Genomic DNA, 21,793 nt, shown 5'->3' with positions numbered 1-21,793 from the left:
GCACACATCAACATCGGCGCAAAAAGTTTGCCAGCATTAAGTGACCATAATCCGTCAAAATCGATTCAGGGTGAAATTGCACGCCCTCAACATCATAAAGTTTATGACGAATGCCCATGATTTCACGTTTGCCATGTGCCGTTGTGTAAGATGCACTCACCTCTAAACAATCAGGCAATGTGGCATCATCCACAATCAACGAATGATAACGCGCCACTTTAATGGGGTTCGGTACACCACTGAAAACACCCATGCCATCGTGATCTATCAAGGATGTTTTACCATGCATTACGCGCTCAGCATGCACAATGCTTGCGCCATACACCTCTGCAATGCACTCATGCCCAAGGCAAATGCCCAAAATGGGAATGCGCCCAGCAAACTGGCGAATCAATTCAAGCGTAATGCCTGAATCCTGCGGCGTGCCAGGTCCTGGCGATAAAATAAACGCATCAATTGGCAATTGTTCTAATGCCTCGATGGTAATCTGATCATTCTTATAAACAACGGGCGGATGCCCCAATTGATGCAAATACGCCACAACGTTGTAAGTGAAAGAATCATAATTATCGATTAAACAGATCATGCTCACACCTTTAATCTCACATCTACACAGCCGCGCACAGAGTTTGTCAGTACAATGCGATCTGCCGTTTGAATGTCTTGGGGATACAGCAGTTTTTCCATGCATGCATTGCCCAATGCCTGAAGCCATGCTTGACGCATCACGCCCTCAACAATGCCACTTGTCACTGGTGGCGTGTACCAATGTCCATTCTTTTCAATGAAGACATTATGAAACGAGCCTTCGGTGATTTCCCCGCGCTCATTGATCAATAACGCATCATAGCAATCATGCTGCTTCGCGGCTTCATATGCTTTGTAATATAAAGTACGTTCTGTGGTTTTATGGGGAAACAGTGGGTGTTTTGAATCCACTGTGACATCACTGATGATGATTTCTAGCGGCGCTTGATGTTCAATGATTGGTGAATGGATCAGCTCAAAATCCCCTTTTTGATCCACCACTAAACGAATTTTCTGATCTTCTGTCAATGGCTGTGCGACCACATCTGCCAGTGCTGCTTGAATGTCAGAAATCTGCCCCGTAAAGCCTAAATCTGCCATAGAATTTGCTAAACGGGTTAAATGCATCTCTAAACGGGCAATGCTCGCGGTTTGATGCATCAAGCGCATGGACTCAATGAGCTGAACATTTGGCGCCATGCCCGTTAAAAAGCGCGCCTTTAATAAACACTCTTGATACTCTTCCCTGCACACTGAATCAGCAATGATGCCACCGCCGACACCTAAGCGTGCTTGCCCATCTTCATCAATCACGCACGTGCGAATCGGCACATTAAAACACATGTCATTGTCTGGCGTGATGTAGCCAATTGCGCCCGTGTATATACCTCGTGGTGCATCTTCGATCTGTTCGATGATCTCCATCGTGCGGATTTTAGGGGCACCTGTAATGGAGCCACAAGGGAATAAATTGGTGAAAATGTCCGTGATGCTGATGTCCGTAGCCACTTGCCCTGTTACGGTGGAAATCATTTGATGCACCGTTTCATAACTTTGTATCTCAAACAAACGATTGACTGAAACGGTGCCCGGCACTGTGATGCGGCTCATATCATTGCGAATCAAATCCACAATCATCACATTTTCTGACAAGGTTTTTTCATCCGCTCGCATGTGCTGCAAAATGGCTTGATCTTCTGCTTCACTTTTCCCACGGGCAAAGGTGCCTTTCATGGGTTTAGACTCAATCCATTGTCCTTTTTTACGAAAAAAAAGCTCAGGAGAAATCGATAAAATCGTGGCTTCAGGCAATTTCAGCAGTGCGCCATACTCAACTTTTTGTCGTTGACGCAATTGTTTATACAAGGCAAAAGGATGACCTTTAACAGTAAAATCATAATGCGTTGTGAAATTGATTTGATAGGTATTGCCATCGGTGATGTTTTGCTGGATCACCTCAAATTTTTTGGCATATTCATCTTCACTCAATGCAAAGGTCAGCCCTTCAATGCGTGCTCGATCACATTCGAGCGCGTCAAAATAGCGCTGTAACTGATTTTGTGTGATGCGTTCTGCCGTTTTAAAGGCATACATGTGCAGCAAAATGGCATCTTGCGTGCTTGTGCTATGGTCAAACCATTGACGATCCACCGTGTAATAACCTGCCTCATAACTCACATAGCCCGCCACATAATGACCACTTTGGCGAAGGTTATCGAGGGTTTTGAATGCCTCAGACAGCTCTCGTCCATCACGGCAAATGACTTCTGCCACCGGTGAATGGAACAGCCAAGCTGCTTCATCGGCAGTTTTGGTGTTTTCTAATAAAATAAAGCAATCGTGATCAAGCAAATTCATGGCAACTAAAATGTTTCGGTGATGTCAAAATCCGTGATTTCATAAATGAGTTCGTAGAGCATCTCTTCGCCCACATCTTCATATGATTCATCCACAAAGGGAAAGCCTAAATGCTGCTCTTCGGGTAAATACGCGCCCATATTGCCAGCGACTTGCTGCTCTGCCTCGATCCATTGGCGCGTGAGTTCACCATTGTCATAATGCTCAAACCATAAGCCTTCGGCGTCATCATTCACCGCAAAAAAGTAAAGATTGTGCCCTGTGGATAATTTTTTTAATGTGCGGGCAAAACTCTCTTCAAAGCAATGATCGACCGGCATACAGACAAATGTCCATTCGCCATGGCTGACGCTCACCGCTTGATTTTGCAACACAGTATCGTATAGATCATGCTGCTGCTCCACCGCAGAGAAATGGTTGGCTAACTCCGAAAACTTCGGCGCGAAAACGATGGCGATGTCCATATACAATCCTATCCACAGAAAATGAAGCAAGGGCGATATTGTAGTACAACCTGCCATGAATTGCTCAGAGGAAACGCGAATTTATTTCGCCCATAAAAAATGCTTCCCGAAGGAAGCATTCATTGGTGCGATGAATCGCCTATTTTTTCTTTGGTCGAAATGCCTGACAATGCGCAGGATCCGTCTCCATGAAAGGCGCGCCAATCAAATCTAAACAGTAAGGAATCGCTGAGAAAATCCCATGAACGATCACTTCGTTGTTTTCACCGCGCACGCCGCCTAATGTTTCAGCAATCGCTTTAGGGCGACCAGGCAGATTCACAATCAAGCTTTGTCCGCGAATCACTGCCACTTGGCGCGATAAAATCGCCGTTGGCACATAATAAAGACTGATTTGACGCATCTGTTCGCCAAAGCCTGGCATCTCTTTATCGGCAACCGCTAAAGTTGCCTCTGGCGTCACATCACAAATGGCAGGACCGGTGCCGCCTGTGGTCAACACAAGCGAGCACCCTTCATCATCCACTAAACGCTTTAATGTGGCTTCGATCTCTGCTTGTGTATCGGCGATCAATGCATCCACAAACGTCATTGGCGTCGTCACTGCTTGCTCTAACCACGCTTTTAAGGCTGGCAATCCCTCATCTTGATAGATGCCGGCACTTGCGCGATCACTGATAGAAACTAAACCAATTTTCATCATACTTTTTCCTTAAATCAATAATGTGGGAACAAATCCTAACAATACTAACAAGAAAACGTTGGCAGAGAAAATCACTTGTGAGCCATAACATGGCGTAATGGTGATGTTTGCATTGTCATCGGCTTGATCAAAGAACATCACTTTAATGACGCGTAAGTAGTAGAACAAGCCCACTACAGATGCCAATAAACCAATGATCACTAAGAAACCATAACCGGATTGATAGGCATTTTCTAACACAAAGAATTTCGCCACAAAGCCCACAAATGGCGGAATGCCACCCATTGACAACATGATCAATGCCATGAGCACACCTAAGTAACCATGCTGACGACCAAAGCCTTTTAAGTCAGAGATTTCAGAGATGGATTGACCATTTTTATTGACCAACAAAATGAAACCAAACGCTGCAATCGTGGTGAATGCATAAGTGATGGCGTAGAAATAACCTGTCGCAGGAATGTTCAAATCATTGCCCGCATACAAGCCTAATAACATAAAGCCTGCATGTGATACGGCTGAATAACCCAACATGCGGCGAAGGTTCGTTTGACGAAGTGCCACAAAGTTACCGATCACAAAGGATAAGATGATCACAATCGCAAGCATCTGTTGCCATTGTTCCGTCACTTGGTAACCTGCCACCATTAACATGGAGTAACCCATTGCCATCGCAGCAATTTTAGGCGCAGCACCGATGAACATTGCAACAGGCGCAGGTGCACCTTCGTACACATCGGGCACCCATGCATGAAATGGTGCCACACCAAGTTTAAAGGCAATGCCCACAACGATGAAGACCAATGAAAAGGTCAATAGCATGATGCTTTGATCAAAGTTTTGGCTCGCAATTGAAGAGATCGCTTGACCAATCACTTGAAGATTCAAGGATTGACCCACGCCATACAACAATGCCATACCAAAGAGTAAAATGGCAGAAGCCATCGCACCCATCACAAAGTATTTCATCGCAGCTTCAGTCGCTTTGCCATCTTTACGGTTAAATGCCACCAATGCGTACATCGGTAAAGACATCAACTCTAATCCTAAATACACCATCAATAAAGTATTGGCAGACACCAACACCAACATGCCAATGGTGGATAAAAGAATCAAGACGTAATATTCAGCGTGATCTAAATTGGTTTCAGACAATTTAGGGAAGCTGTAAATTAAGCCAAGCAGCACCACAAGCAACATCGCGCTTTTGAGCTGACCATTGATGCCTGTGAGCACAATTTCACTGTTCCAGAAATACAAAGGCTCTGTGCCTGCTGGCACCACTGTCAACAACACAACGAATGCCGCTAAAATCGCAACCATACTCACAAGATGGATCGTCATGATGCGACTTTGCTTGCTGATGCACTCAAGTAAGAGAATGCCCACCACTGCAACTGTCAGAATGATCTCTGGCAAGATTGCAATAAAGTCCATTGAAGTTAATACGCTCATAATGATTTAATCCTTTCTATGGCTGTCCATTGATCATTGGAAGACTGGTTAACAGGTGATCGATGGATGCCTGCATCACATTTGCAAGTGGCGCTGGCCACACACCTAAGACAATAATGAAGATTGCCAACATCGCGAGTAAGAAGTATTCACGACCGTTTAGATCCTTCAACTCTTTAACATGTTGATGCACCGCTTCCCCTAAAATCACACGTTTGGTGAGCCATAAGTTATAGCCCGCACTTAAGATCAATGAGGTTGCCACAGCAATCGTGATGTAAATGCCATAATGGAAGCTTGCCAATAACACCCAGAACTCACCAATGAAGCCCGATGTGCCTGGTAAACCCGAGTTGGCCATGGCAAAGAAGATGAAGAATGCACCAAAGATTGGCATAGAGTTGATCACGCCGCCGTAATCAGCAATTTCACGTGAATGAACGCGGTCATACAACACACCGATGGACAAGAACATCGCTGCGGATACAAAACCATGAGAGATCATCTGCATCATACCGCCTTGGATCGCCATTTGATTGGCCGCCATTGGCGCATCTAAGAAAGCGACCGGCAATACAAACCCTAAAGTCACAAAGCCCATGTGCGCAATCGATGAATAAGCGATCAATTTTTTCATGTCTTTTTGGGCAAGTGCCACAAATGAGATGTAAATGATTGCGATGATGCTCATGGCAATGATCATCGGTGCAAAGAAGGCAATCCCTTCAGGCACGATTGGCAACATGAAACGTAAGAAACCATAACCACCAATTTTAAGTGTAATGGCTGCTAAGATCACAGAACCGCCAGTAGGCGCTTCAACGTGCGCAGAGGGCAACCATGTGTGCACAGGCCACATGGGCACTTTAACCGCAAAACCGGCTAAGAATGCCAATAACAACCATTTTTGTTGGCTCAACGAGAGATCTAAATCTGCAAAGTTGGCAATGGAAAAGGTTGTATTATTCGACTGCATGTATAAGTAGATGATGCCCACTAACAAGAAGATCGAACCTAAGAAGGTGTATAAGAAAAATTTCAATGCCGCTTGAACACGATTAGGTCCGCCCCAAATGCCGATGATTAAGAACATCGGAATCAACATCGCCTCAAAGAAGACATAGAACAAGATGGAATCCATCGCCGCGAACACACCATTCATTAAGCCTGCCATGATGAGGAAGGCACCTAAATATTGGTGACGCTTATAGGTGATCACATCCCAACCGGCAATCACAACCACCACAGTCATGAAGCTCGTTAACAGGATAAATGGCATGGATAAACCATCCACCCCTAAATGGTAGTTGATCCCCAATGTTGGAATCCATTGTTTTAATTCTACAAACTGCATGGCTGCGGTCTCTGAGTTAAAGAGACCGTAAAGCGGCAATGAAAGCACTAATGTGACAAGACTCGCGAGGAGTGCGAACATTCGCACTCGACACGCATTTTTATCACCGATTAATAGTGTCACGATGCCCGTGATAATGGGCACCCAAATCACTAAACTTAACCAAGGCATATTTTCGATACTCATCATTATGTCCTTATTTAAAAATGATTACCCAAGTCATCAATACCACCAAACCAAATGCCATTAAGTAGGCGGAATGGAAGAGATAACCGGTTTGAAGTTTTCTAAATACGCCACCTAATTTAGACATTAACGTAGCAGAACCATATACAGCTGTTTGATCGATCAAGCGATCGTCCACATTCTTCCAGAAGAAGCGGCCTAAGCCCACTGCCCCATCGGCAATGTATTTCTGGTTGAAATCATCAAAGTAGTATTTATTGGTGAACACTTTGAGGATGCCAGTGCGATCTAACGCTGATAAGTATGCTGTTTCCACCGTTGGTTTTTTCAAGTAAGCATACCAAGCAAAGAAACCACCAATGATGGCTAACCATACAGGGACAGAGACAAAGCCATGTAAACCCATGTGCCAAACGCTGCCAAATTCTTCAGCCACTTTTGCCATTGCAGGGTGTGCACTGCTGACTGTGATCGCATCTTGTAAGAATGTGCCCATGATGAAGTCTTTGGCCACCAAAACACCCACCAATAATGATGGAATGGCCAATAGAATCAATGGAACCGTCACAACAGCTGGCGACTCATGCGGTTCATGTGCCACAAAACCTTCTTTATGATCATGCTCACCCATCGTTGGGTCTACTTGATAACGAGGTTTACCGTGGAACACTAAGAAGTATAAACGCAATGAATACACCGCTGTGATGAACACACTCGCCACCACGGAGAAGTAAGCAAAGCCGCTGCCAAAGATCGTGCTGTTTTCAACCGCAAGGATGATGGCATCTTTTGAGAAGTAACCGGAGAAGAATGGTGTACCAATCAATGCCAATGTCCCGATCAAACAAGTGAACCATGTGATTGGCATCTTCTTACGAAGGCCGCCCATAAAGCGCATGTCTTGTTGATGGTGCATGCCAATGATGACAGAACCTGCCGCTAAGAAGAGCAATGCTTTAAAGAATGCATGTGTCATTAAATGGAACACCGCCGCTGAGTAAGCTGATGCACCTAAAGCAACGGTCATATAGCCTAATTGTGATAATGTTGAATAAGCCACCACGCGTTTGATGTCATTTTGGAAAATACCCAAAATACCCATGAACAATGCAGTGATCGCACCGATGATCATGATGAAGGATAAAGCTGCATCAGACAACTCAAAGATTGGAGATAAACGAGACACCATGAAGATACCCGCTGTGACCATCGTTGCCGCATGGATCAATGCTGAAATTGGCGTCGGGCCTTCCATGGAGTCAGGCAACCAAACATGTAATGGCACCTGTGCGGATTTACCCATCGCACCGATGAATAAGAAGATCGCTGCAAAGGTGATCACGCTCCATTCTGTGCCTAAGAACGCAAATTTTTGTGTGAGGAAACTGCCTTCTTTCACGCTCTCAAAGATGTCTGCATAATGCAAGTGACCGGTTAAGTAAACCATACAAGCAATCCCGACGATGAAGCCAAAGTCACCCACGCGGTTGACGATGAAGGCTTTCATGTTTGCATAGGTTGCCGTTGGGCGCTTAAACCAGAAACCAATCAATAAGTAAGACACTAAACCCACCGCTTCCCAACCAAAGAAGAGTTGCATGAGGTTATTTGACATTACAAGCATCAACATTGAGAAGGTAAAGAGCGAAATATAACTGAAGAAACGGTTATAACCCGGATCACCTTTCATGTAGCCGATGGAATAGATGTGCACCATTAATGAGACAAACGTCACCACAACGAGCATCATCGCTGTTAAGTTATCCACAAGGAAACCCACCGCGACGGCTAAATTACCCACGCTCATCCATTCGTAAACGTTGCCATTAAAGGTTGGCACTTCGCCAGTGCCATGCAAATACAATACATAACCAGACAATGCCGCAGAGACCGCCACTAAAGCGATGGTCACAGTGTGCGCCATTCTGTTTGAGATCACACGGCATAAAAGCCCTGCGAACGCCGCGCCAATGAGCGGTAAAAATGCGATTAATAGATAGATCGTTTTCATTGCATTATCCTTTTAACTCATCCATTTCATCGACATTGATGGTTTGACGTTTTCTATACACCAAAACAAGGATGGCTAAACCAATGGCAATCTCTGCCGCGGCCACCGCAAGGGTGAATAGAACGAACACCTGACCGGCAGGATCTTCCGTCGTTGGCATCATAAAGTTGCCAGAGAATTTAGAAAACGCGACGAATAAAATATTCGAGGCCAATAACATCAACTCAATGGACATCAATAACACAACGATATTTTTACGATTGATGAATATACCCGCCATCCCAAGACAGAACACTGTACTGGCCAGCATAATATAATCGGTTACCAACAATTGCATGTTTAGCCCTCCCCTTTTTCAGTCGCGGGTGCTTCTACAGGAAGCGCTTCCCACTTGGAAGGTTCCATTTTCACCACTTGTAATCGATCTTCTGGATGCGCTTTGAGTTGCTCACTCACTGGCGTAAATCTTGTGTACGCACGACGTGGACGAAGCGTTAAGCTAATGGCAGCAATCATACCCACCAATAAAATGAGGGCAACGATCTCAAAGGCATAAATGTAATGGGTGTATAAGAATAAGCCCAATTGCTTTGTGTTGCTGTAGCTTGCAGCCATTGCGCCATCAATCACTTGTGCAGCATATGGATGCGTTTCTTGGAACAAAGATTGTTTACCCACCAATACCATCGCCATTTCAACGATCATAATGAGGGTCAGTACAATGCCAAGGGGTAAATACTTCACAAAACCTTGTTTGACAAGCTCTGTGGAAATATCAATCATCATCACCACAAAGAGGAAGAGCACCATCACAGCGCCCACATAAATCACAATTAAGGCGAGTCCTAAAAACTCAGCTTGAATGAGCATCCATGTGGCACTTGTGGTCACAAAGCACAAAATCAAATGCATCACCGCAGTGACGGGATTGCGTGCTGTGATCACTCTCACCGCTGAATAGATCAAGATGAGTGCAAAAACATAAAATAGAATCTTTAATAACATCTGCAGCCTCCCTTAGCGAAATTTCGCGTCTGCTGCGCGATCCTTAGCGATTTGAGGTTCTAAACGATCCCCTAATGCTAAGAGTTTTTCTTTACACATAATGTTGTCGCCCTTCTCTTCCATGTGATAGTCAAAGGTGCGCGTCAATACGATGGAATCGACCGGACACGCTTCTTCACACAAACCACAGAAGATGCATTTAAAGAGATCAATGTCATAACGCGTGGTGCGGCGAGTGCCATCTTCACGTTCGGTAGACTCAATGTTGATCGCTTGTGCTGGGCACGCAGATTCACACAATTTACAGGCGATGCAGCGCTCTTCCCCGTTCGGGTAACGGCGCAATGCATGCAATCCTCTAAAACGTGGTGATTGTGGTGTCTTCTCTTCGGGATAACTGATGGTGATTTTCGGGCGAAACATATAACGAAATGTAATCGCCAACCCTTTTCTCAACTCTAATAAAGAGAAGGTTGCATAGATTGATTTTAATTTCTTAAACATTGCTAATTCCTACTCTATTGAAACCAATAGTGAATACCGAGCGCATACAACACGATCACGAAGAAAATCCAACCAATGGTCAATGGGATGAACACCTTCCAACCTAGACGCATGATTTGGTCATAACGGTATCTTGGGAATGTCGCTCTTAACCAGATGTAAGTGAAGAGGAAAAACGACATTTTGATCACCATCCAGAACAGACCATTTTCACCGATCACCGGAATGCTTTCGATGCCAGGAATGCCTGCAAATGGCGACAACCAACCGCCAAAGAATAAGAGTGAGGCCAATGCTGCCACTAAAATCATGTTCGCGTATTCTGCTAAAAAGAAGCAGGCAAAGCCTGTGCCTGAATATTCCACGTGGAAACCGGCCACGATTTCAGACTCACCTTCCACTAAGTCAAACGGTGCGCGGTTTGTTTCGGCAACGCCTGCGATGAAGTATAAAACTGCCATGGGCAATAATGGGATGAAATACCATCTTAAAATGCTCATGCCTGCTTGACCTTCAACGATCTTCGTAAAGTTCATTGAGCCTGCCAACATGATGACGCTGATTAAGGCAAAGCCCATCGCCAATTCATAAGAGATCACCTGTGCACCACTTCGGATGGCACTGATCATGGCGTATTTAGAGTTCGATGCCCAACCGGCTAAAATGATGGCATACACACCTAAAGAGGTCATTGCCAAGACATAAAGTACGCCGGCATCAATGTTTGATGCCACCAATCCATCTGAAAATGGAATCACTGCCCACGCAGCAAATGCCGTGGTCACAATGATGATTGGCGAGAGCACGAAAAAGACTTTATTGGCAGATGAAGGAATGATCCACTCTTTAAAAACCATTTTAATCAAGTCTGCAAACGGCTGAAGTAAACCAAAAGGTCCCACGCGGTTTGGCCCTAAACGCACATGCATGAAACCAAGCACGCGGCGTTCTGCATATGTCATATATGCCACCGCGATCACCACTGGCAAAATCACTGCCAAGGTTTTCAAAAAGGCCCAGACGAGCGGGTAATCAATAATCGCTTTAATCATATCCATGGCTTACCCCTCGATCGCTTCGTAATAATCAATCATCAAACCATACTCCCTTGGGATGCGTAGGCAATTGGCGGCCATTTTTGCCGTTGAGCGCACGCCAAACTCTTGCCCTTCAATCACCCATTGTGTTTGCGTGATGGACAAATCACCCGTCACGCGTTTACGTGGGGCAAGTGGCGTGGCTTGTAAGGCTTCACTGCGTCGTGCATAAGCATCCATTGAATAGATGGATTCCATTGGCACAGCCACTAACGCATCATTGCGCCAATCTTTCACACGTAAATTATTGGCATAAGGCATTTGATTGCCCTGCCCTGCTGTGGACAATGCCGCTTGATGATCGGCCAATACATCAGCACACGTCACATAATCAAAGCCTGATAATTCAAACTCATTGCCAAGCACGCGTAAAATTTTCCAAAGCGGTTTTGCATCAAACAACGGCTCAGCAGCCGCTTTGACCGTTTGCAATGTGCCTTGAACGTTCATTAAACTGCCATCGGTTTCACCCCATGCAGCTGCAGGTAAAATGATGGTGGCCAGATCTAACAATGCTTCAGAGGCAAACGGCGTCAATGCCACCACAAGCTCCGCTTGCTTAAGGGCAGTGAGTGCTGCTTTGCGCTCAATGAAATCATGTTCAGGATCAATCGCGCCCACTAAAATATAAGCTTTTAAGCCATCTGTGAGCATTTGATGCGTATTGCCTTTTGCAACACCCGCTAAATAAGCGCCAGTTAAGTTTGCGCCTTCTGATAAATAACCGAATGCACCATGTGATGCTGTGGCAATATTTTGTGCCAACGCTCTGATCACAGAGAAATCAGGATGTGAAACGGCATCTTTACCGAGCACAATCCAGTGTTTACCTTCTTGCATAAAGAGCTGAGCGGCACGTGCAACATCCACATCTGTGGTGGCGTTATTCACAATTGCACTCAATTCTGGTGCAATCGCAGTGCCCGTGTGGCCGGCAACCGTTTTTAAAATCACAGACAACACATTCACCCAATCTTTCGGTGAAGTGATGAGTGCTTCAGTGGGGTGCAATTGATCCGTATCATATGCATTGAGCATGGCAACTTTTGCGCCATTTTTCACAGCTGTACGAATGTCAATGGCTAAAACTGGCATCTCTAAACGTGGATCTGCGCCCACTAAGAAGATGGCATCTAACGCTTTAACCTCTGCAATCGGCAAACCTAAACTTCTAAAGGCAGGTTCAACCGCATCACTCGTGAAATCCATTTGACGTAAACGCGAATCGATTTTGTTGATGCCCAACCCTTTGGCCAATTTTGCAGTCAATAACTGCTCTTCCACTGTCGCACTTGGGGAGACAAAAATGCCCACTTGATCAGCGCCAAAGTTTTTCACTGCACCTTCAATGGCCATGCGCGTGGCTTTTAAACCACTGAGCCAATCGGTTTTGACCAATTGTTGTTTTTCATTTTGAATCATGGGTGCTTGTGTGCGATCAACACTGAAGTTCGCTTCATAGCTAAAGCGATCACGGTCGGCAATCCACACTTGGTTAATGGCTTCGTTTTCACGTGACACCACACGCGCAATTTTGCCGCGCAATGTATGAATGGACGTATTTGTGCCTAAACCATCGTGAATGCTGACGGAATGGTGTTCTTTATATTCCCAAGGTCTGCCTTGGAATTTAGAAGGCTTCGCCGTCAATGCGCCCACCGGACATAAATCAATGATGTTGCCGGAGACTTCTGAGGTCATCGAATGCTTGACATAGGTGGTGATCTCTAAGCGATCCCCACGATCGACGCCGCCTAATTCACGAATGCCCGCGATCTCTTCCCCAAAACGCACACAACGCGTACATTGAATGCAGCGGTTCATGTAAGTTTCAACGAGTGGACCGATGTTAATTTTCTCGTAATGGCGCTTCTCTTCGATGTATGTGGAGTGCTTTTGACCAAATTCCACAGAATTATCTTGTAACTCACACTCACCGCCTTGATCACACACTGGGCAATCTAATGGGTGATTGATGAGCAAAAACTCCATCACAGATTTTTGTGCCGCGCGCGCTTTTTCATTGCGCGTACGAATGATCATGCCATCGGCAATTTGTGTGGCACACGCTGGCATGGGTTTTGGCATTCTTTCGATGTCCACTAAACACATGCGGCAGCTTGCGGCGATGGATAATTTATCGTGATAACAAAAGCGCGGAATCGGAATGCCGACTTCATCTGCCACATCAATGACAGAGCGCCCCGCCTCTGCTTCAAACTTTTTGCCATCTATTTCGATGGAGAGCATTTTTTTCTCAGTCATTATTCCGCTCCTTCAACCATAGATCGACCATGCTCAATGTAATATGCAAATTCATGGCCAAAATGTTTGATGAAACTCAATACAGGCATTGCTGCTGCATCCCCTAATGCACAAATGGTGCGTCCGCCAATGTTGTTGGCAATGTGCTCTAAGCGCTCTAAATCTTCAGGCACACCTTTGCCTTGCAAAATGCGATCAACAACGCGATACAACCAACCGGTGCCCTCACGGCACGGCGTACATTGTCCGCAAGATTCACTGAAGTAAAAGCGTGATAAACAGCGGAGCGCTTTAACCATATCTGTGGTTTCATCCATCACGATCACAGCGCCTGAACCGAGCATTGAGCCCGTAACTTTTGCAATCGAATCATAATCCATGTTCGCTTGCATCATTAAATCACCCGGCACAACTGGCACAGAAGATCCACCCGGAATCACCGCTTTTAATTGACGACCTTTCCAAACGCCGCCACATAAATCCAATAATTCAGAAAATGGCGTGCCCAATGCAATTTCATAGTTGCCAGGTTTTTCAATATGACCAGAGACGGCAAATAATTTTTGTCCGCCTGCACCCGGAATCCCAAGGTTGGCAAACCATTCAGGACCATTGCGAATGATGCGACCCACCGATGATAATGATTCAGTATTATTAATGGTGGTGGGTTGACCGTATAAGCCCACAGCCGCTGGAAATGGCGGTTTAAAGCGTGGCTGACCTTTTTTCCCTTCTAAAGATTCTAAAAGCGCAGTCTCTTCACCACAAATATACGCACCTGCGCCAATTGCGGGGTGAATGTCCACAGAAATGCCAGTGCCTTTGATGTTTTCACCAAGTAAACCTGCCGCATACGCTTCATCTAATGCACCTTGGAAACGAATCGCTGGCTCATCTAAGAACTCACCACGCATATAGTTATATGCGTGGCGTGCGCCCATGGCATAACTTGCGATCGCCATACCTTCCACCAATGCATGTGGATTGAAGCGCAAAATATCACGATCCTTACAAGTACCGGGCTCTGACTCATCCGAGTTACACACCACATAACGCGTGATGCCTTCACCTTTTGGCATGAAGCTCCACTTCACACCTGTTGGGAAGCCTGCACCCCCACGACCACGCAGCCCGGAGGCTTTGACCATCTCAATCACTTCTTCACGCGTCAATTCACCGTTTAAAATACGGCGCCAGGCATCATAACCCCCTAAGCTTTCATAGGTTTTGATGGACCATGGGTTCTCGTGACCAAGTGTAAAATAACAAACTTGATTCATCATCAGTGTTCACCCTTTTCTGCACTTGCTGCAATTGCATCTAATATTTCATCGATCTTATCAATCGTGATGTTTTCATAATAAACATGATTGATCTGCATCGCCGGTGCGTAGCTACAAGCGGCTAAGCACTCTTCTTCTTTCTTCAAGTAGAAAACGCCATCAGCCGTTGATTCGCCGGCTTTAATGCCAAGCTTGTTTTCAACGTGGGCCAAGATTTTCTCACCGCCGCGCAACATACAAGAGATGTTGGTGCACACTGAAATGGAGTTTTTACCACATGGTTTTGTTTCATACATGGAGTAAAAAGTTGCCACTTCATACACAGCGATCGGTGGCAAACCTAAATAATCGGCCACGGCATCCATCAACTCAGTGGTTAAATAACCATTATTATCATGCTGAACTTCTCTTAAAGCAGCTAAAAGCGCAGACTGTTTACGATCTTCTGGGAAATGCTTCAACCATTTGTCGATCTCTTGTCGTGAACGCTCCGTTAAAATTTCTTTTGCACTCATAATCTATGCCTTAATTCAGTTATCAATATTTAACGATCGATGTCGCCGAACACTAAGTCTAATGTCCCGATGACGGCGATCAAATCCCCAAGCATATGACCTTTCGTCAAAGTCTCTAACGCTGCTAAATGTGGGAAGCCCGCAGGTCGCACCTTCATTCGATAAGGTTTATTCGCGCCATCTGAAATCAAGTAAACGCCCATTTCACCTTTTGGATGTTCAATGGCGGCGTACACTTCACCTTCTGGCACACAATAACCTTCTGAATACAATTTAAACTGCTGGATCAAGTCTTCCATGGACTCTTTCATCTCAGCGCGTTTTGGTGGCGAAACCACACTCTCTTCGAGCATGACTGGCCCTGGGTTTTCTGCAAGCCACTGTGCACACTGTCTGATGATGCGGTTTGATTGATACATCTCTTCTACACGCACTAAGAAGCGGTCATAACAGTCGCCGTTTTTACCCACAGGAATGTCAAAATCTAAATATTCATACGCAGCATAAGGCTGAGTTTTACGTAAGTCCCAAGCCACGCCAGAACCACGGAGCATTGGGCCAGTTAAACCTAAGTTCATCGCCTCTTCAGCCGTCACTGTGCCAATGCCCACCACACGTTGTTTCCAAATGCGGTTTTCAAATAGGAGGGTTTTATACTCTTCGATGTGTTTTTCAAAGCGGTGGGTAAAATCGATCACAAAGTCTGTAAACGATTCACGTGGCTTATTTAAGCGATCCACTTTTTTCTGATTTCTAAATTTATTGACTTCATATTTTGGCATCACATCCGGAATGTCTTTTGCCACGCCGCCCGGACGATAGAAGAACTGATGCAAACGTGCGCCAGTTGTGGCTTCACACATATCCATCAAGTCTTCACGATCACGGAAGCAGTACAACAACATGCCCATCGCGCCTAAGTCAATCCCGTGGGCACCTAACCACATCAAATGGTTTTGCAAACGGTAAATCTCATCAAAGAGCGAACGAATGTATTTCGCACGAATCGGTGGCTCGATGCCAAGCGCCTTTTCAATCGCCAATACATACGTGTGTTCATTACACATGCACGATGAGTAGTCCATGCGATCCATATAACCAATCGATTGATTATAAGGTTTGGCTTCTGCCAATTTTTCTGTCCCACGATGCAACAAGCCGATGTGAGGATCGGCGCGCATAATGGTTTCACCATTGAGTTCTAGAATCAGGCGCAATACACCATGCGCCGCCGGATGCTGAGGACCAAAGTTTAAAGTATAGTTTTCAATGTTTGCCATTAGTTCAGCTCCTCTTTGCGAATCACACGCGGAATGACAACGCGCGACTCAATGGTCACCGGTTGATACACCACACGCTCTAACTCTGGGTCATACCAAATCTCAACGCGCCCTGTTAATGGGAAGTCTTTACGAAGTGGGTGACCGATGAAACCATAGTCTGTCAAGATACGGCGCAAATCAGGATGGCCGTTAAAAACAATGCCAAACAAGTCAAACGCTTCACGCTCAAACCAGTTGGCACTTTTAAAGATGTCCACAACAGAATCCACCAATGGGAAGTTGTCATCTTTTGCATACGTTTTCACACGCACGCGCGCATTGCTATGCATCGATAATAGGTGATAAACCACGGCAAAACGGTTGGGCATCTCGCGGTTGGCACGCGCTTTCTCTAATGCCGCTTCATTTCTGCCCACAGCGCCTTCTTCAACTGCGCGGCTAAAGCCATGATTGCTGGCCTCCACATCCCATTCAGCGATGCCGTAAGCGGCGTAATCGACGCCACAAACATCCATCAACTGCCAAAATGGCATCTTGTCATTCTCTTTGAGTAACGACAATGTTTCGTGCAATTGGTCACTGTCCACCACGATGGTCAGTTCATCTCTGGCAATCTTGCTTGAGACAATGCGATCGCCTAATACTGACGATAATGTCGTTAAAATAGTTTCTGGTCTTAAAATAACCGACATCGTTTCCCCCTAGCTCAAACGCGCAATGGTGCTGGTGCGTTTAATTTTTTTGTGCAATTGTAAAATGCCGTAGATGAGCGCTTCAGGTGTTGGTGGACAACCTGGCACATACACATCAACGGGCACCACGCGATCAACGCCGCGCACAACTGCATAAGAATAGTGATAATAACCGCCGCCATTGGCACACGATCCCATGGATAATACCCATTTTGGCTCAGGCATTTGATCGTAAACCTTACGAAGTGCCACGGCCATTTTATTGGTCAGGGTTCCGGCCACAATCATTAAGTCTGATTGACGCGGTGAGGGTCTAAATACGGAGTTACCAAATCGGTCTAAGTCATAACGTGCGGCCGCTGTATGCATCATCTCAACCGCACAACATGCCAGCCCAAACGTCATTGGCCATAAGGATCCTGTGCGTGCCCAATTCATCGCGCTGTCTAGCGTTGTGGTCATGAATCCTTTATCTAAAGCACCTTCTATTCCCATTCTAATGCCCCTCTCTTCCACTCATATGCAAATCCCACAACGAGCAAAAATAGGAAAACTGAAACGGCGCTGATGCCCACCATTCCAACTTCTCGCCATACCACTGCCCATGGGATTAAAAATGCTAATTCTAAATCGAAAACAATAAATAAAATCGCCACTAGATAAAATCTAATGTCGAATTTCATGCGTGCATCTTCAAATGCTTCAAAGCCACATTCATAGGGAGATAATTTTTCAACAGTGTCTTTCTTGGGCGATAAGAAGTAACCCAAAGCAACTAAGATTATTCCAAAGATGAGGCTAAACCCAATAAAAACGAGTATCGGCAAATAATCCATCATAGCGATTATCCTCTTCTGATCAATTACAATTTGTTGGTGGCAAGCGTTACCTTGACTAGCGCCCTGCTGCAAATATGCTAGTAATGGCGTATTGCTTATTTTATTCTCACCGAAAAACCCTTCAACGATTTCCGGTTTTGACGGTACCATATAGTAACAGAAAATAACTCTTTTGGGAGATCACCAGATATGACCTTAAACTTTCTAGACGAAAATCAAGAAACAATCCAATGGTTCAAAAATCATACAAACGAATTTGTTGAACTGCGCCGCCATTTTCATGCACACCCTGAATTATCAAAAAAAGAGTTCTCAACTACCGAAAAAATCAACGAGTTACTTGAATCTTGGGGGATCTCGACAGATCGTTCATTTTTAGAGACTGGCGTTGTTGCCCTTTTGAAAAAAGGCACAAGCACCAAAAGGGTTGCACTGCGTGCGGATATAGATGCACTTCCAATTGACGAAAGCACCAATCTTAATTATAAGTCAAAAAGCGATGGAATCATGCACGCGTGCGGTCACGATGGGCATTTGACCATGTTATTGTTCGCCGCAAAGTACTTACAAGAAGAAGCTAATTTTGACGGGGAAATTTTGCTCATTTTTCAACCGAATGAAGAAGACAGCGCCGGCGCCCGCGATATGATCAAAGCGGGGCTCTTTCAAAAATACCCTGTCGATGCGGTTTATGCAATGCATAATTTTCCGGGTGCGCCCGTTGGGCAATTGCTCATCAAAGATGGCCCACAAATGGCAGGCACGGTTGCCATTGACATTGACCTTCATGGCGTCGGTTGTCATGCAGCCCATCCTTATAAAGGCGTCGATACCATTGTGATGGCAGCGCACCTGATTGTGGCTCTGCAAACCATCCCTGCCCGTAACTTATCGGCCATTGACAGCGCAATCATCACCATTGGCACCATTCATGGCGGCACAGCGCACAACGTGATTCCTGAAACCGTTAAACTCACCGGCACATTGCGTTACTTTGATCCTGTGGTGCGTGATACGGTCAAGCGCCGCATTCAGGAAGTCACCGATGGCATCTGCCAAACCTTTGGCGGACGCGCGGATGTGCGCTTAACTGAGGGTTACATTGCCACCATCAACCATACAAAAGAGACAGACATTGCCCTAAAAGCAGCACAAACCCTATTTGATGCTAAAGACATCGTGACCGATAAAGTACCCTCAATGGGCGCCGAAGATTTTGGTTTTATGCTTGCTGATCAAAAAGGTGCGTATGTGTATATAGGCAATGGGCATGATTCTTGTACGAATAAACTGCACAACGCAGGATTTGATTTTCATGATGATAACTTATTGTATGGTGGGGTTTATTGGACGACCCTTGCCCAATACTTTTTGGATAACGCACAGTAAGAATTATATGCTAATATGATCACTATTGAATCAATACACTAAAAGACAGCGAACAACTATGAAAAAATCGTTTTATATTTGTCTATTCATCCTCTGCTCCATGAGTGCACACGCACAGCAAATGTATCGTTGGACAGACAGTGAAGGCGTGGTGCATTACACCGAATATGCCCCTGAAGAGACCCGCGAACAGATTCTCAACTTCAAAGATAATGAAGAAAAATCTGCCCCTGCTTCTGTGAAAAAAGTGGACATCATGCGCACCAGTGCTGCCGTCTTAGTAGAAATGCCAAATGGCCGCAAAGCCGTCAGCAATGACAATGATGCGCCGGTTGCCACCAACTTAAGCGCCGCTCAAAAAATGAGTGAAATGACCTTCTGCCAAACGGTACAAGCGAATATTGCCACTTTTGAAGCATTGAAAAAAGGTGAAGTGGCATCCCTAATGTGGGTGTCGCGCCAAGGTGAAACCATCCCCATGAATGACACGCAAATCGATGCGCACTACAAAGCAAACATAGATAATTTAGAACAATATTGTTTACAATAGACGCCATCGAGTTCTATAGTGATTCAGCATTTTACAAATGGAGCTTTGCGGCTCCATTTTTTCGTTAATATTTTCTGTTGAGAAAGCAACTTATGAAAACCTCACATTTTCCATTGAGCACCACTAAAGAGTTTCCGAAAGATGCGGAAATTGTCTCCCATCAATTGATGATCAAATCCGGCATGATCCGCCGTTTGACTTCAGGTTTATACACTTGGGCACCGCTTGGTTTACGCGTACTGTCTAAAGTGGAAAACGTGGTGCGTGAAGAGATGAATAAAGCCGGCGCCCTTGAATTGTTGATGCCATTTGTTCAACCTGCTGAATTGTGGCAAGAATCGGGCCGCTGGGATAAATTCGGTAAGCAATTGTTGACCTTCAAAGATCGCCATGACAAAGATTATTGCTTAGGCCCAACTCATGAAGAAGTGGTGACAGACTATGCGCGCCAAGAGCTCAAAAGCTATCGTCAATTGCCGGTGAACTTCTATCAAATTCAATGGAAATTCCGTGATGAAATCCGCCCGCGTTTTGGCGTGATGCGCTCCCGTGAATTCTTAATGAAAGATGCGTACTCATTCCACATTGACAGCGCCTCTTTAGAAAAAGAGTATCAAAACATGTACAACGCCTACTGTGCAATTTTTGATCGCTTGCAATTAGAGTACCGCGCAGTATTGGCAGACTCAGGCGCCATCGGTGGCGATCGTTCACAAGAATTCCATGTCTTGGCCGATTCCGGTGAAGATGCCATCGTCATTTCTAACGGCTCAACCTATGCGGCAAACATTGAGCGCGCAGAAACGCATCGCGGTGAGAAATATGCCGCGCCCACACAAGCCTTTGAAAAAGTGGCAACGCCGAATGCGCGCTCTGTGGAAGATGTGGCAAAACAGTTAAATGTCCCCACAAGTCAAATCACTAAGACATTGATTGTGCATGGTGTGGATGGCAACCTCTTGGCAATTTGTTTGCGTGGCGACCATTCTTTGAATGAAGTCAAAGCTGAAAACTTTAAAGACATTGCAAGCCCACTTCGCTTTGCAACCGATGCAGAAATTATTGAAAAATTAGGTGTTTCCCCAGGTTCAATTGGCCCTGTGAATTTACCGATTCCTGTCTTGTTTGATCATGCCCTTTATTCATCTAGCGACTTCATTTGTGGCGCGAATGACAATGGCTTCCATTATGTGGGCGTGAACTTTGAACGCGATCTACCTTTAACAGAAACTTTTGACTTACGCAACATTGAAGAAGGCGATGTATCGCCCGATGGTCAAGGCACTGTCCGCTTCATCCGTGGGATTGAAGTCGGTCACATTTTCCAATTGGGCAATAAATACAGTCAAGCGATGAATGCTTCTGTTGTGAATGAAAATGGCGAGCAAACCTTTATGGAAATGGGTTGTTATGGCATTGGCGTTTCGCGCATTGTGGCATCTGCCATTGAGCAATCCCATGATGACAAAGGCATCATTTGGCCGGATGCCATGGCACCGTTCCAATTGTCATTGATTCCAATGAACTATCATAAATCTGAAATGGTTAAAGAGCTCACTGACAAATTGTATGCTGAGTTTATGGCGCGCGGCGTTGAAGTGTTATTGGAAGATCGCGACATTCGCCCAGGCAATGCCTTTAATGATCATGAACTCGTGGGCATTCCGCACCGTTTAGTGATTGGTGAACGTGGTCTTAAAAACAATGAGCTTGAATACAAAGGCCGTAAAGATGCTGAAAGCACCTTCATCTCTGTCGATTCTGCCATTGAATTTGTGATGGATCAATTGAAATAATTCATGCCATCTATCAA

21 protein-coding genes are annotated in these 21,793 nt (G+C 45.3%); 3 read left to right on the top strand and 18 right to left on the bottom strand.

Features of this window, described 5'->3' with window-relative positions; translation table 11 throughout:
- Window positions 1-7 precede the first annotated feature (7 nt).
- The 18 genes from B9T10_RS10010 to ndhC all read right to left on the bottom strand — a co-directional run bounded on the left by B9T10_RS10010 (window position 8) and on the right by ndhC (window position 18,050).
- The gene (locus B9T10_RS10010; protein ID WP_094538385.1) at window positions 8-586 is read right to left on the bottom strand and encodes an anthranilate synthase component II; all 579 of its coding nucleotides are present in this window, start codon (window positions 584-586) and stop codon (window positions 8-10) included.
- 2 nt (window positions 587-588) lie between these two features.
- Window positions 589-2,385 carry an aminodeoxychorismate synthase component I gene (pabB, locus tag B9T10_RS10005; RefSeq protein ID WP_094538384.1) on the bottom strand — a complete coding sequence of 599 codons (1,797 nt, stop codon included), beginning with the start codon at window positions 2,383-2,385 and terminating at the stop codon, window positions 589-591.
- 5 nt (window positions 2,386-2,390) lie between these two features.
- Window positions 2,391-2,849, bottom strand: coding sequence for a hypothetical protein (locus tag B9T10_RS10000; protein ID WP_094538383.1), 459 nt, complete (start codon window positions 2,847-2,849; stop codon window positions 2,391-2,393).
- Between the two features lie 139 nt (window positions 2,850-2,988).
- Complete coding sequence (mog, locus tag B9T10_RS09995; protein WP_094538382.1) at window positions 2,989-3,552, bottom strand: molybdopterin adenylyltransferase; 564 nt, start codon at window positions 3,550-3,552, stop codon at window positions 2,989-2,991.
- 9 nt (window positions 3,553-3,561) lie between these two features.
- Window positions 3,562-5,007, bottom strand: coding sequence for an NADH-quinone oxidoreductase subunit N (locus B9T10_RS09990; protein ID WP_008316104.1), 1,446 nt, complete (start codon window positions 5,005-5,007; stop codon window positions 3,562-3,564).
- Window positions 5,008-5,023: 16 nt separating this feature from the next.
- A complete protein-coding gene (locus B9T10_RS09985) occupies window positions 5,024-6,547 on the bottom strand; it encodes an NADH-quinone oxidoreductase subunit M (protein WP_008316103.1) in 1,524 nt (507 codons plus the stop codon).
- A gap of 10 nt (window positions 6,548-6,557) precedes the next feature.
- Window positions 6,558-8,558, bottom strand: coding sequence for an NADH-quinone oxidoreductase subunit L (gene nuoL / locus B9T10_RS09980; RefSeq protein WP_008316102.1), 2,001 nt, complete (start codon window positions 8,556-8,558; stop codon window positions 6,558-6,560).
- A gap of 4 nt (window positions 8,559-8,562) precedes the next feature.
- On the bottom strand, window positions 8,563-8,895 hold the full coding sequence (gene nuoK / locus B9T10_RS09975; protein WP_008316101.1) for an NADH-quinone oxidoreductase subunit NuoK: 333 nt from the start codon (window positions 8,893-8,895) through the stop codon (window positions 8,563-8,565).
- Between the two features lie 2 nt (window positions 8,896-8,897).
- Window positions 8,898-9,563: an NADH-quinone oxidoreductase subunit J gene (locus B9T10_RS09970; RefSeq protein WP_008316100.1), complete on the bottom strand. Its 666-nt coding sequence runs from the start codon at window positions 9,561-9,563 to the stop codon at window positions 8,898-8,900.
- Between the two features lie 12 nt (window positions 9,564-9,575).
- Window positions 9,576-10,067 (bottom strand): NADH-quinone oxidoreductase subunit NuoI, encoded by a 492-nt coding sequence (gene nuoI, locus B9T10_RS09965; protein WP_008316099.1) that lies wholly within the window; start codon window positions 10,065-10,067, stop codon window positions 9,576-9,578.
- Window positions 10,068-10,081: 14 nt separating this feature from the next.
- Window positions 10,082-11,125 (bottom strand): NADH-quinone oxidoreductase subunit NuoH, encoded by a 1,044-nt coding sequence (gene nuoH / locus B9T10_RS09960; RefSeq protein WP_008316098.1) that lies wholly within the window; start codon window positions 11,123-11,125, stop codon window positions 10,082-10,084.
- A gap of 3 nt (window positions 11,126-11,128) precedes the next feature.
- Window positions 11,129-13,429 carry an NADH-quinone oxidoreductase subunit NuoG gene (gene nuoG, locus B9T10_RS09955; protein WP_094538381.1) on the bottom strand — a complete coding sequence of 767 codons (2,301 nt, stop codon included), beginning with the start codon at window positions 13,427-13,429 and terminating at the stop codon, window positions 11,129-11,131.
- A complete protein-coding gene (gene nuoF, locus B9T10_RS09950; protein ID WP_063455431.1) occupies window positions 13,429-14,712 on the bottom strand; it encodes an NADH-quinone oxidoreductase subunit NuoF in 1,284 nt (427 codons plus the stop codon). Before nuoF ends, nuoG begins: the two co-directional genes overlap by 1 nt.
- A complete protein-coding gene (locus tag B9T10_RS09945) occupies window positions 14,712-15,227 on the bottom strand; it encodes an NADH-quinone oxidoreductase subunit NuoE family protein (protein ID WP_008316093.1) in 516 nt (171 codons plus the stop codon). The genes nuoF and B9T10_RS09945 overlap by 1 nt, the downstream gene beginning before the upstream one ends.
- A gap of 29 nt (window positions 15,228-15,256) precedes the next feature.
- The gene (locus B9T10_RS09940) at window positions 15,257-16,507 is read right to left on the bottom strand and encodes an NADH-quinone oxidoreductase subunit D (RefSeq protein WP_008316092.1); all 1,251 of its coding nucleotides are present in this window, start codon (window positions 16,505-16,507) and stop codon (window positions 15,257-15,259) included.
- Window positions 16,507-17,202 (bottom strand): NADH-quinone oxidoreductase subunit C, encoded by a 696-nt coding sequence (locus tag B9T10_RS09935; RefSeq protein ID WP_063503845.1) that lies wholly within the window; start codon window positions 17,200-17,202, stop codon window positions 16,507-16,509. The genes B9T10_RS09940 and B9T10_RS09935 overlap by 1 nt, the downstream gene beginning before the upstream one ends.
- A 9-nt stretch (window positions 17,203-17,211) precedes the next feature.
- The gene (locus tag B9T10_RS09930) at window positions 17,212-17,697 is read right to left on the bottom strand and encodes a NuoB/complex I 20 kDa subunit family protein (protein ID WP_008316088.1); all 486 of its coding nucleotides are present in this window, start codon (window positions 17,695-17,697) and stop codon (window positions 17,212-17,214) included.
- A complete protein-coding gene (ndhC, locus tag B9T10_RS09925) occupies window positions 17,688-18,050 on the bottom strand; it encodes an NADH-quinone oxidoreductase subunit A (protein ID WP_026165777.1) in 363 nt (120 codons plus the stop codon). The genes B9T10_RS09930 and ndhC overlap by 10 nt, the downstream gene beginning before the upstream one ends.
- 180 nt (window positions 18,051-18,230) lie before the next feature.
- Between ndhC and B9T10_RS09920 the strand changes: the two genes are divergently transcribed.
- From B9T10_RS09920 to B9T10_RS09910, 3 genes are all read left to right on the top strand, one after another.
- Window positions 18,231-19,430, top strand: coding sequence for an amidohydrolase (locus B9T10_RS09920; RefSeq protein ID WP_094538380.1), 1,200 nt, complete (start codon window positions 18,231-18,233; stop codon window positions 19,428-19,430).
- Between the two features lie 58 nt (window positions 19,431-19,488).
- A complete protein-coding gene (locus tag B9T10_RS09915) occupies window positions 19,489-19,980 on the top strand; it encodes a DUF4124 domain-containing protein (RefSeq protein ID WP_246782113.1) in 492 nt (163 codons plus the stop codon).
- Window positions 19,981-20,072: 92 nt separating this feature from the next.
- Window positions 20,073-21,776 (top strand): proline--tRNA ligase, encoded by a 1,704-nt coding sequence (locus B9T10_RS09910; protein WP_094538379.1) that lies wholly within the window; start codon window positions 20,073-20,075, stop codon window positions 21,774-21,776.
- The last annotated feature ends 17 nt before the right edge of the window (window positions 21,777-21,793 follow it).

This window comes from Wohlfahrtiimonas chitiniclastica (assembly GCF_002252325.1).
Taxonomy (GTDB): domain Bacteria; phylum Pseudomonadota; class Gammaproteobacteria; order Cardiobacteriales; family Wohlfahrtiimonadaceae; genus Wohlfahrtiimonas; species Wohlfahrtiimonas chitiniclastica.
This window is presented reverse-complemented; position numbering and strand designations above follow the sequence as displayed.

Excerpts from the sequence above, each read along its gene's own strand:
- nuoH (WP_008316098.1), bottom strand. The coding sequence starts at position 11,125 with ATGGATATGATTAAAGCGATTATTGATTACCCGCTCGTCTGGGCCTTT.
- nuoI (WP_008316099.1), bottom strand. The coding sequence starts at position 10,067 with ATGTTTAAGAAATTAAAATCAATCTATGCAACCTTCTCTTTATTAGAG.
- B9T10_RS09915 (WP_246782113.1), top strand. The coding sequence starts at position 19,489 with ATGAAAAAATCGTTTTATATTTGTCTATTCATCCTCTGCTCCATGAGT.
- B9T10_RS09920 (WP_094538380.1), top strand. The coding sequence starts at position 18,231 with ATGACCTTAAACTTTCTAGACGAAAATCAAGAAACAATCCAATGGTTC.
- B9T10_RS09940 (WP_008316092.1), bottom strand. The coding sequence starts at position 16,507 with ATGGCAAACATTGAAAACTATACTTTAAACTTTGGTCCTCAGCATCCG.
- nuoK (WP_008316101.1), bottom strand. The coding sequence starts at position 8,895 with ATGCAATTGTTGGTAACCGATTATATTATGCTGGCCAGTACAGTGTTC.
- B9T10_RS09985 (WP_008316103.1), bottom strand. The coding sequence starts at position 6,547 with ATGAGTATCGAAAATATGCCTTGGTTAAGTTTAGTGATTTGGGTGCCC.
- nuoF (WP_063455431.1), bottom strand. The coding sequence starts at position 14,712 with ATGATGAATCAAGTTTGTTATTTTACACTTGGTCACGAGAACCCATGG.
- B9T10_RS09990 (WP_008316104.1), bottom strand. The coding sequence starts at position 5,007 with ATGAGCGTATTAACTTCAATGGACTTTATTGCAATCTTGCCAGAGATC.
- nuoG (WP_094538381.1), bottom strand. The coding sequence starts at position 13,429 with ATGACTGAGAAAAAAATGCTCTCCATCGAAATAGATGGCAAAAAGTTT.
- B9T10_RS10000 (WP_094538383.1), bottom strand. The coding sequence starts at position 2,849 with ATGGACATCGCCATCGTTTTCGCGCCGAAGTTTTCGGAGTTAGCCAAC.
- B9T10_RS09935 (WP_063503845.1), bottom strand. The coding sequence starts at position 17,202 with ATGTCGGTTATTTTAAGACCAGAAACTATTTTAACGACATTATCGTCA.
- pabB (WP_094538384.1), bottom strand. The coding sequence starts at position 2,385 with ATGAATTTGCTTGATCACGATTGCTTTATTTTATTAGAAAACACCAAA.
- nuoL (WP_008316102.1), bottom strand. The coding sequence starts at position 8,558 with ATGAAAACGATCTATCTATTAATCGCATTTTTACCGCTCATTGGCGCG.
- B9T10_RS09930 (WP_008316088.1), bottom strand. The coding sequence starts at position 17,697 with ATGGGAATAGAAGGTGCTTTAGATAAAGGATTCATGACCACAACGCTA.
- B9T10_RS09970 (WP_008316100.1), bottom strand. The coding sequence starts at position 9,563 with ATGTTATTAAAGATTCTATTTTATGTTTTTGCACTCATCTTGATCTAT.
- mog (WP_094538382.1), bottom strand. The coding sequence starts at position 3,552 with ATGATGAAAATTGGTTTAGTTTCTATCAGTGATCGCGCAAGTGCCGGC.
- B9T10_RS09945 (WP_008316093.1), bottom strand. The coding sequence starts at position 15,227 with ATGAGTGCAAAAGAAATTTTAACGGAGCGTTCACGACAAGAGATCGAC.
- B9T10_RS09910 (WP_094538379.1), top strand. The coding sequence starts at position 20,073 with ATGAAAACCTCACATTTTCCATTGAGCACCACTAAAGAGTTTCCGAAA.
- B9T10_RS10010 (WP_094538385.1), bottom strand. The coding sequence starts at position 586 with ATGATCTGTTTAATCGATAATTATGATTCTTTCACTTACAACGTTGTG.